Annotated in this window: 10 protein-coding genes; 8 read left to right on the forward strand and 2 right to left on the reverse strand. The window is 68.0% G+C overall.

What is annotated here, in order from left to right; genetic code table 11:
* Positions 1-75 precede the first annotated feature (75 nt).
* From IRZ30_RS13215 to xseB, 8 genes are all read left to right on the forward strand, one after another.
* On the forward strand, positions 76-1,242 hold the full coding sequence (locus IRZ30_RS13215) for a hypothetical protein (RefSeq protein ID WP_294085843.1): 1,167 nt from the start codon (positions 76-78) through the stop codon (positions 1,240-1,242).
* A gap of 67 nt (positions 1,243-1,309) precedes the next feature.
* The gene (locus IRZ30_RS13220) at positions 1,310-2,992 is read left to right on the forward strand and encodes a glycosyl hydrolase family 18 protein (protein ID WP_294085845.1); all 1,683 of its coding nucleotides are present in this window, start codon (positions 1,310-1,312) and stop codon (positions 2,990-2,992) included.
* On the forward strand, positions 2,989-3,474 hold the full coding sequence (gene aroQ / locus IRZ30_RS13225; RefSeq protein WP_294085847.1) for a type II 3-dehydroquinate dehydratase: 486 nt from the start codon (positions 2,989-2,991) through the stop codon (positions 3,472-3,474). Before IRZ30_RS13220 ends, aroQ begins: the two co-directional genes overlap by 4 nt.
* A complete protein-coding gene (locus tag IRZ30_RS13230; protein ID WP_294085849.1) occupies positions 3,467-4,555 on the forward strand; it encodes an aminopeptidase P family protein in 1,089 nt (362 codons plus the stop codon). Before aroQ ends, IRZ30_RS13230 begins: the two co-directional genes overlap by 8 nt.
* Positions 4,556-4,595: 40 nt before the next feature.
* Positions 4,596-5,156, forward strand: coding sequence for an elongation factor P (gene efp / locus IRZ30_RS13235; protein ID WP_294085851.1), 561 nt, complete (start codon positions 4,596-4,598; stop codon positions 5,154-5,156).
* Positions 5,157-5,185: 29 nt separating this feature from the next.
* The gene (gene accB, locus IRZ30_RS13240; RefSeq protein WP_294085853.1) at positions 5,186-5,689 is read left to right on the forward strand and encodes an acetyl-CoA carboxylase biotin carboxyl carrier protein; all 504 of its coding nucleotides are present in this window, start codon (positions 5,186-5,188) and stop codon (positions 5,687-5,689) included.
* 17 nt (positions 5,690-5,706) lie between these two features.
* Complete coding sequence (gene xseA, locus IRZ30_RS13245) at positions 5,707-6,951, forward strand: exodeoxyribonuclease VII large subunit (protein WP_294085856.1); 1,245 nt, start codon at positions 5,707-5,709, stop codon at positions 6,949-6,951.
* Complete coding sequence (gene xseB / locus IRZ30_RS13250) at positions 6,920-7,258, forward strand: exodeoxyribonuclease VII small subunit (protein WP_294085858.1); 339 nt, start codon at positions 6,920-6,922, stop codon at positions 7,256-7,258. The genes xseA and xseB overlap by 32 nt, the downstream gene beginning before the upstream one ends.
* A gap of 6 nt (positions 7,259-7,264) precedes the next feature.
* Here the strand turns inward: xseB and IRZ30_RS13255 are convergent, their stop codons facing one another.
* Both IRZ30_RS13255 and IRZ30_RS13260 read right to left on the reverse strand, forming a co-directional pair.
* Positions 7,265-8,032 carry a hypothetical protein gene (locus IRZ30_RS13255; protein WP_294085860.1) on the reverse strand — a complete coding sequence of 256 codons (768 nt, stop codon included), beginning with the start codon at positions 8,030-8,032 and terminating at the stop codon, positions 7,265-7,267.
* Between the two features lie 165 nt (positions 8,033-8,197).
* Positions 8,198-8,545, reverse strand: coding sequence for a histidine triad nucleotide-binding protein (locus tag IRZ30_RS13260; RefSeq protein WP_294085862.1), 348 nt, complete (start codon positions 8,543-8,545; stop codon positions 8,198-8,200).
* Positions 8,546-8,580: the final 35 nt, after the last annotated feature.

Raw genomic sequence — 8,580 nt, forward strand, 5'->3', positions numbered from 1 at the left:
ATATACAGTCCGCTGGTGCCGCCGGCGGGGGCGCCGGGGGGCCGGGCGCCCGCCCGCGTCTGGGAAGTGGGGGGAATGGCACAGGGACCGAATCGGCGAGGGGCGCGCCGCGGCGCCGTAACCCGGCTCAATCTGATTCTGTCCGTCATCCTCATCGTGATCGTGCTCGCCATCGTTGGCGTGCTCATCCTCAACAGCCGCAGCAAGGCGGAACCGCCGGCCGCGTCACCGACGGCTGCGACCACCAACGCGTCGCCCACCGCAGCACTCGGCGTCGCGACACCGACCGCAGCGCCGAGCGCGGAGCCAACGACCGAACAGGAGGCGGAGGTTCAGCAAACGCCGACGCCGGAGCCGCCGACGCCCACCGTCGAGCCGACGCCGACCCCGGTGGTCGGAGAATTCGGCGACCTCCCGGCGCCGGACATGCCCAGCGGCAACTCGGCGCGGAGGCCGATCACCCTGGACTACCGCCTCGATCTGAGCCTGCAACTCGTCCCGACCGAGGCGCCCGTCTACGCACTGGAGCACCGCACCTGGACGCTCGACGAAGTGCAGGCCCTCGCCGCCTCGCTCGGCATCGAAAGCGAGGTCGTCGACCAGGGTGGGGGCAGCTTCCGCACCGCCGACGGGAGCCTCTACATCGCCAGCGATCTGGTCCGCTATATCAACAGCGCACCCGACTCGTCCGGGGCAACCAACCTGCCCGGGGACGACGCCCTGATTGAGACGGCACGCACCTGGCTCATTGAGCATCATCTGGTCGGTGCCGATGCCGGGCCGGGCAGCGTGCGGCTGCGCGACGACGACGCCGGGCGCGCCATCGTCGCCATCAAGCCCGTGGAACCCCAGGGGATTCTCTCTGCCACCCCGGAGGCGTCGGTGACCCTCACAGCCGACGGCACCGTGCTCCAGGCCGACATCCAGTGGCCGGCGGCCCTGCGCCGGTCGAACTACGGCCTTCGCTCTGCAGAAGATTTGTGGAACGACATCCGCGCCGGGCGCGGCTACCTCGAGATCGATCCCGCAGCGTTGCCGACGTCCGACGGGGCGCTCACCGGGCCAGCCAGCCTGACCTCCGTGTCGCTCGCCTATACGCTGGCCGGGTCGCCCGCGGCGCAACAATTCCTCGTCCCGCTCGTCGTGTTTGCAGGGCAGGCAGAGATCGAGGGGGCGGACGGGCCGATCCCGGTCAAGGTCTACGTCCCCGCGGTCAGCGCACAGGTAGCCCCACGCGGATAGGCGTGCTCGGCGCCGGGCCGCAAGCCACAGGGTGTCGGGTGCCAACACGGGAAGGGGAACGTGGCACATGGCCAAGCACGGCTCAATCCGAGCGGCACACGTGGGCGCAGTTCTGCTTCTGCTGGTAACGACACTCGCCGCCGCACTCGTACCTGCACCGCGGGAGGCGGCCGCGCGCACCGCGACCGTGCGTTGGGGGTACTACATCACCTACGACCCGACCTCGCTGGCCACCCTCAAGGCCCACGTCGATCAGCTCGACATCGTCTCGCCCTACTTCTACAACCTGAACGCCGACGGCACGATTCAGGACTTCTCCCAGTCCGAGGCACTGAGCGTGATGCGCAAGGCCGGCGTCAAGATCGTCCCGATGATCAAGAACGTGCCCCAGTGGGACGCGTTCCACGACACCATCGCCACGCCGGAGAAGCGTGATGCCATCGTCGAGCGCCTGGTCAACCTCGTGACGGAGAACAACTACGACGGCATCCACATCGACTTCGAGGCGGTCAATACGAGCGACGCCGCGCTCCTGACCGACTTCCAGGAGCGGCTGGCCAAGCGACTCCATCCGCTGGGCAAGCTCGTCACCCAGGCCATCGCCGCCCGCACCTCCGACGCACCGACGGCCTGGGGCGGCGCTTACGACTACAAGGCGCTGGGCGCGATCAACGACTACGTCGTCGTGATGGCGTACGACTACCACTACGCCGGCGGCAGCCCCGGCCCCGTCGCGCCGCTCCCCTGGGTGCGCAACGTCGTGACCTACACCAAGAGCCGCATGCCCGCCGCAACGTTCCTGCTGGGCATGCCCCTGTACGGCTACAACTGGGACGTGACGGAGAAGCGGCCGGCGACCTCCGTCCGCTACGACCAGGCGCAGGCGCTCCTGGCCCGGACCGGCGCCCAGGGCGGCTACGACACGACGCAGCAAACCCCGTGGCTGCGCTACACGGACGACGACGGGCACCAGCACGAGGTCTGGTACGAAAACGCCACCAGCATCCGCGCCAAGCTCGACCTGATGCTCGATGAAGGCCTCGGCGGCTTCGCCTTCTGGCGGCTCGGCCACGAAGACCCGGCCGTCTGGGATGAGGTCGCGCGGTTGGCGACGCCCGCCACGCGCGTGCCGCCCTTCCCGGCCACGCCCGACCGCGTCTACTTCCCGGAGACCGGCCACTCCCTCGCCTACGGCTTCAAGGGATACTGGGAGCGCAACGGCGGTCTGCCCGTCTTCGGCTATCCCTGGACCGAGGAGTTCAGCGAGCCGAACCGGGACACGGGCGAGGTCTACACCGTGCAGTACTTCGAGCGGCAGCGCTTCGAGTACCATCCCGAGAACGCGGGCACCGTCTACGAAGTACTGCTCGGTCGCCTGGGTGCGGCCGAGGCCGAGCGGCGCGGCCTGCTCGGCACCGAGCCGTTCCTCCCCCTCCCGGCAACAACCCCGCCTGATGCGAACTGCGACTTCTTCCCGGAGACCGGCCATCGCCTCTGCTTCGGCTTCCGGGAGTACTGGACCAGCCACGGGCTGGACTTCGGCGATCCCGGAGTCTCTTTCCGAGAGTCCCTGGCGCTCTCCGGCTACCCGATATCGGAGGAGTTCACCGACCCGGCCACCGGGCGGACGGTGCAGTATTTTGAGCGCGCCCGTTTCGAATACCATCCGGAGAACGCGGGCACGCCGTACGTCGTGCTGCTCGGCCTGCTCGGCACCGACGAAGTGCGTATCAAGGGGTGGATTCGGTGACAGATACGTCCGCACGGAACCGGCGCAAGCTCATCCTGGTCCTGCACGGACCCAACCTGAACATGCTCGGGCAGCGTGAGCCGGCGATTTACGGCCGGGTGACCCTGGCCGAGATCGACCAGCGAATCCGCGACGCCGCCGCCGAGCGCGGCTTCGAGACGATCATCGTGCAATCCAACTACGAAGGCGCGCTGATCGATGAGATCCAGCGCAGCGGCTCTGTGGCCTGTGGTATCATCGTCAATCCAGGGGCTCTGACCCACTACAGCATCGCGCTGCGCGATGCCCTGGCGGCGGTGGCTGCCCCAGCCGTCGAGGTGCACCTCAGCAACGTGTACCGCCGTGAGGAGTTCCGCCACCGCTCGGTCATCGCCCCCGTTGTCACCGGGCAGATCGCAGGACTGGGCGCCGACGGCTACCTGCTCGCCCTGCGGTACCTCATGGACCGGTACGAAGCAGAAGGGACCACGCCTGATGCCTGACCGCCTTGCCGTGCTCCGTGAGCGGATTGCGGAGCTCGGCCTCGACGCGATCGTCATCACCCACCCGTCAAATCGGTACTACCTGACGGGTTACACCGGAGATGACATCCCTCCAAACGAGTCAGGCGGTCACGTCATCGTCACTGCCGACCGTGCCGTCCTTGTCACCAGCACCGTCAACTCCGAGCAGGCGCGGCAGCAGGCATCCGGCTTTGAGGTCTTCGACCGTGTCTATGGCCTGACCGAGGCAGACGCGACCCTGCTCACCGAAATGGGCGTGCGGCGGGTCGGCTTCGAAGACAAGGCGATCCTCTACCAGGATCACCGCACACTGACCGAGCGCCTGGGCGATGGTGTCGAGCTGGTTCCCGTCGGGACGCTCGTCGACGACATGCGGGTGATCAAGACTTCGGACGAGATCACGAAGATCGCCCGGGCGATCGAGGTGACCGACCGCGCCTTCGAGCAGGTCGCCGCCACGATCCAGGCAGGCGACCGCGAGCGCGACATCGCCTGGCGCCTCGAATCCGCGATGCGCGAACTCGGCGCCAGCGGCCCGTCTTTCCCGACCATCGTTGCGTCAGGCCCAAACGCGGCGCTGCCCCACCACGAACCGGGCGACCGCCAGATTCAGCCGGGCGAGCCGATCGTGATCGACATGGGCGCCCGCGTCGACGGCTACTGCGCCGATCTCACCCGCACCGTCTGGGTGGGCGAACCGGACTCCCGCCTGCGCGAGATCTACCCGATCGTGCTCCGTGCGCTCGAGGCAGCCGAGGCCGGCCTCCGCGCGGGGATCACCGGCCGCGAGGGGGACGCCCTGGCGCGCGACGTGATTGAGCAGGCCGGCTACGGCGAGGCGTTCGGGCACTCCCTGGGCCATGGGGTCGGCGTGCGGGTCCATGAGGGACCGGCGCTGTCGAAGCGCAATGAGGAGCCGCTCCCGGCCGGCAGCGTGGTCACCATCGAACCGGGCATCTACATCCCCGGGTGGGGTGGCGTCCGCATTGAAGACGTCGGGGTGCTTGAGGACAAAGGCATCCGCATTCTGACGCGCGCGGCCAAGCGGAGCATCGACTGACGTTCGTATACGGCATCCAACGGCATTCAATGGAGGCAGCATGATCGATACTGGGGACCTTCGGAAGGGCCTGACGCTGGAGATGAACGGCGAGCTGGTGCGCGTCGTCGACTTCCAGCACGTCAAACAGGGCCGCGGTAGCGCCTTCGTCCGCCTCAGCCTGCGCAACCTGCGCACGGGCGCCATCACCCAGCAGACATTCCAGGCGGGTTCGAAGTTCACGCCGGTCCGGCTGGAGCGCCAGCGCGTCCAGTACCTGTACAACGACGAGGGCCAGTATCACTTCATGGATGTGGACACCTTCGAGCAGTTCGCCCTCGACAAGGAGACGCTCGGGGACGCGGTCTACTACCTGATTGAGAACGAGACGATCGACCTGCTGACCCACAACGGCCAGCCGATCGATGTCGAGTTGCCGGTGACAGTGAACCTGCGCGTGGAGCAGACCGAGCCGGGTGTGCGGGGCGACACCGCCTCCGGCGGCTCCAAGCCCGCGCGCCTGGAGACCGGCCTGACGATCAACGTCCCCCTCTTCATCAACGAGGGCGATGTGGTGACGGTCGATACCCGGACCGGCGAGTATCTTGGGCGCGTGAACTAGTCGCACTGCGCGCGAGTGGAGCGGCCTGAATGATGACGAGGAATCCCGACACGCCGGACGGGGCGCATACGGAACTGCCGGACGACTACGCAGCGCTCACGGCAACCGTCCGCGAGCTGGTCAAGGTCATGCGCGAGGGCGGCATCGGCCGGCTCGAAATCAAGCGGGGCGATCTGAAGATCGAGTTGGCCGCCCGTGAGGAGCCAGCGGTTTCCGGTCCCGTTCCGGCCGAGGCCCTCGTCCAGGCGACGCCCACCCAACCGGCCGCAGATCCGGCACCGGCCGAGGAGGGGCACATCATCACCTCGCCGATGATCGGCACCTTCTACGCGGCGCCGGCTCCGGGTGAGCGGCCCTTCGTTCAGGTGGGCGATACGGTTGAGGTCGGGCAGACGGTGGCCATCATCGAGGCTATGAAGATCATGAATGAGATCGTGGCCGACGTGGCTGGGACCGTCGTGGAGATCATGGTGCGCGACGCCGAGCCGGTCGAGTACGGCCACCCGCTGATGCGCATCAAGCCGCACGCCTAGCCGTAGAGGGGCCAGCCGTGCGCATTCTCGACGTCGCTGACGTCACCGCCTACATCAAGGATCTGCTCGACGCGGACCCGATCCTCAGCGACGTCTGGATTCGCGGCGAAGTCTCCAACTTCGTGCGCTCGGCGGCCGGTCACATCTACTTCACGCTCAAGTCGGAGCGCGCCCAGCTCCGCTGCGTGCTCTTCCGCGGGAACGCCCGCTGGCTCACCTTCCAGCCCGAGAACGGCGACGCCATCCTGGCCCACGGCCGGGTCTCGGTCTACGAGGCCGGCGGGCAGTACCAGCTTTACGTCGACCTCATCCAGCCGGAGGGTACCGGGCTCCTGCATCTCCAGTTCGAGGAGCTGCGGCGGCGACTGGAGATGGAGGGTCTATTCGACCCGTCGCGCAAGCGGCCGCTGCCGCGCCTCCCGCGTCGGATCGGCGTCGTGACATCGCCCACCGGCGCCGTCTGGCACGACATTCAGACGGTGCTGCGGCGCCGCTACCCGCTGGCGGAGCTCGTCCTGGCCCCGGCCCAGGTGCAGGGCGACGATGCACCACCCACCATCATCCGCGCGCTCGAGGCATTGCAGCTCGACGGCAACGTCGACGTCATCATCATCGCGCGCGGCGGCGGCTCGATGGAAGACCTGTGGTGCTTCAACGACGAGGCGCTTGCCCGCGCCGTCTTCGCCAGCCGCATCCCGGTCATCTCCGCCGTCGGTCACGAAACCGACTTCACGATCTGTGACTTCGTCGCCGACGTGCGTGCCCCGACCCCCTCTGCTGCGGCCGAGATTGTGGCGCCGCACATCAACGAGCTGGCCGCCGAGGTGAACGGCCTGCTGGCCCGGGCCAACACCGCGCTCTGGGACCTCCTGCGCGACTGCCGCGAGACGGTGGACGGGTTGGCGCTTCGGCTCCAGCGGCACGGTCCGGAGAACCTGATCCGCCAGGAGCGCCTGCGGCTCGACAGCCGCGCCGAGATCATGCACCAGCACCTTCGCCGCCGCATCGCCAGCCAGCGCGCAGCGATCGAGGCGATCCAGCGGCAACTCGACCTGCTGCACCCGCTGGGTGTCCTGCGACGCGGTTATGCCATCGTGCTCGACCGGGAAACGGGCGAGCGGCTGCGCAGCGCCAAGGGCCTCGCGGTTGATCAGAAGGTGACGCTGGAGTTCCACGACGGGGAGGCCGGCGCCGTCGTGCGCAGTGTCGAAACGTCGAGAGGAGCGGAGCATGTCCACGCCCCCGCAGAGACCCAACGATGAATGGCTCGCTGACGTCGTCCCGCCGGACGCCGGGTACGAGGACCTGGTGGCCGTGCTGAACGAAGTGGTGGAGCGCCTGGAGCGGGGTGACCTGTCGCTGGATCAGGCCCTGCAGGAGTATGAGCGTGGCGTGGCACTGGTCCGCCGGTGCAACGACCTGCTCGATCAGGCCGAACTCCGCGTCAGCGAGTTGTCGAGCGGCCTATCTTCCAGCCACGGTGCGGACCGCGGTCCCGGCGAGCGACCCCTCTCGCTCTTCGGCGATGACTATGAGGATGAGTTCGACGACGAGTTTGACGACGAGTAGCGGCGGTTACCCCACCGACTCCGAGTTGGTGGGTGCTCCGGGCTCACCGCCAGCGGCGGGTTCGTGCAGCGCCTGCGCCTTGCGCTGGAAGACCTGGTACACCGGCGCCTCCTGCTCGACCCGCCCGCGCGTTGCCAGCCAGTAGACCAGGCGCACCGGGAGTGCAACCACGGCGAAGAGTTGCGCCGCCCCGGCTGCGAGCAACCCGGCGATCAGCGCGTACAACCCCAATGCCCAGAAAAGGATGAACCCGACATCGACCGGCCGCGGGTCGGCCAGCGACGCCTGCGTGCCGTAGAGGTAGACGTCGAGCCGGATGCGGATCGGGTTCAGGAAGTAGATGCAGGCTAGCCCGATCGCGGCCCACATCACGGCCAGCGGGATACTCCCCCGATGCCGGGCGTAGAGCAGCGCGCAGCCGAGCAGCCCCGCTACCAGCAGCGCCACCGTGATGCCGCGAATCGGCTCCGCCGTTAGCGCGGTATCGAACGGATCGCTCTGCCATCGCTTCGCCGGTGAGTACCCGTAGCCCAGGAGTTGGCGCCAGTTGTCGAACAGCGTGACCCACACCGGGAAGGCCAGGACGATCCCGAGCGTGAACCGGCCGATCCAGTTCCACACCGGAGTGTCATGCACCGCCACCTGCCGCAGCAGCGACACCCGCCCCCGTGCCCAGAGCCAGAACACGAGGTAGAGCACGATCGTGATGGGGACATCGCCCGAGACGAAGCGGTACAGCATCTTCCCACCAACCACCCCGGACGCCCGGGACATCCACCGTCTGCCGCACGGATAAGTGTACTCGCGAGGCCGCCACATCGGCGATGCCTCGCGGGACACGAGGCACGCCGGCATCCTGCCGGTCCCGTTCCCCGGCTCGCGCGTGGGAACAGCGGGACCGGCACGATGTCGCCGCCCCTGCGGTCCCGGTCGCTCAGATCATCCAAGCGGCAGGCGCAGCCGGTTGCCGCCGAGGACGTGGAAATGGAGATGGAAGACCGTCTGCCCGGAGTCTGGCCCGGTGTTCGTAACCACCCGGTAGCCGGACTCGGCCAGCCCGGCATCGCGCGCGACCTTGGCGGCCACCTGGAGCAGCCGGCCGAGGAGCACTGGGTCCGTCTCCTCCGCCTGGTTGAGTGACGTGATGTGCTGGTTTGGAATCACCAGGACGTGGGTCGACGCCTGGGGGTTGATATCGTTGAACGCGGTCACCTCGTCGTCCTGGTAGACGATTGTGGCCGGGAGCTCTCCCGCCACGATCCGGCAGAAGATGCAGTCGTTCGCCATTCCACCTCCCTCTCCGCGCGGCCCGTGGGCGCTAT

Source organism: Sphaerobacter sp., assembly GCF_019683595.1.
In the GTDB taxonomy this organism is placed as follows: domain Bacteria; phylum Chloroflexota; class Chloroflexia; order Thermomicrobiales; family Thermomicrobiaceae; genus Sphaerobacter.

What these genes read in the sequence shown, in the direction of transcription:
- IRZ30_RS13215 (WP_294085843.1), top strand. Translation starts at nt 76, where the DNA reads ATGGCACAGGGACCGAATCGGCGAGGGGCGCGCCGCGGCGCCGTAACC.
- IRZ30_RS13220 (WP_294085845.1), top strand. Translation starts at nt 1,310, where the DNA reads ATGGCCAAGCACGGCTCAATCCGAGCGGCACACGTGGGCGCAGTTCTG.
- IRZ30_RS13230 (WP_294085849.1), top strand. Translation starts at nt 3,467, where the DNA reads ATGCCTGACCGCCTTGCCGTGCTCCGTGAGCGGATTGCGGAGCTCGGC.
- efp (WP_294085851.1), top strand. Translation starts at nt 4,596, where the DNA reads ATGATCGATACTGGGGACCTTCGGAAGGGCCTGACGCTGGAGATGAAC.
- accB (WP_294085853.1), top strand. Translation starts at nt 5,186, where the DNA reads ATGATGACGAGGAATCCCGACACGCCGGACGGGGCGCATACGGAACTG.
- xseB (WP_294085858.1), top strand. Translation starts at nt 6,920, where the DNA reads ATGTCCACGCCCCCGCAGAGACCCAACGATGAATGGCTCGCTGACGTC.
- IRZ30_RS13255 (WP_294085860.1), bottom strand. Translation starts at nt 8,032, where the DNA reads ATGTCCCGGGCGTCCGGGGTGGTTGGTGGGAAGATGCTGTACCGCTTC.
- IRZ30_RS13260 (WP_294085862.1), bottom strand. Translation starts at nt 8,545, where the DNA reads ATGGCGAACGACTGCATCTTCTGCCGGATCGTGGCGGGAGAGCTCCCG.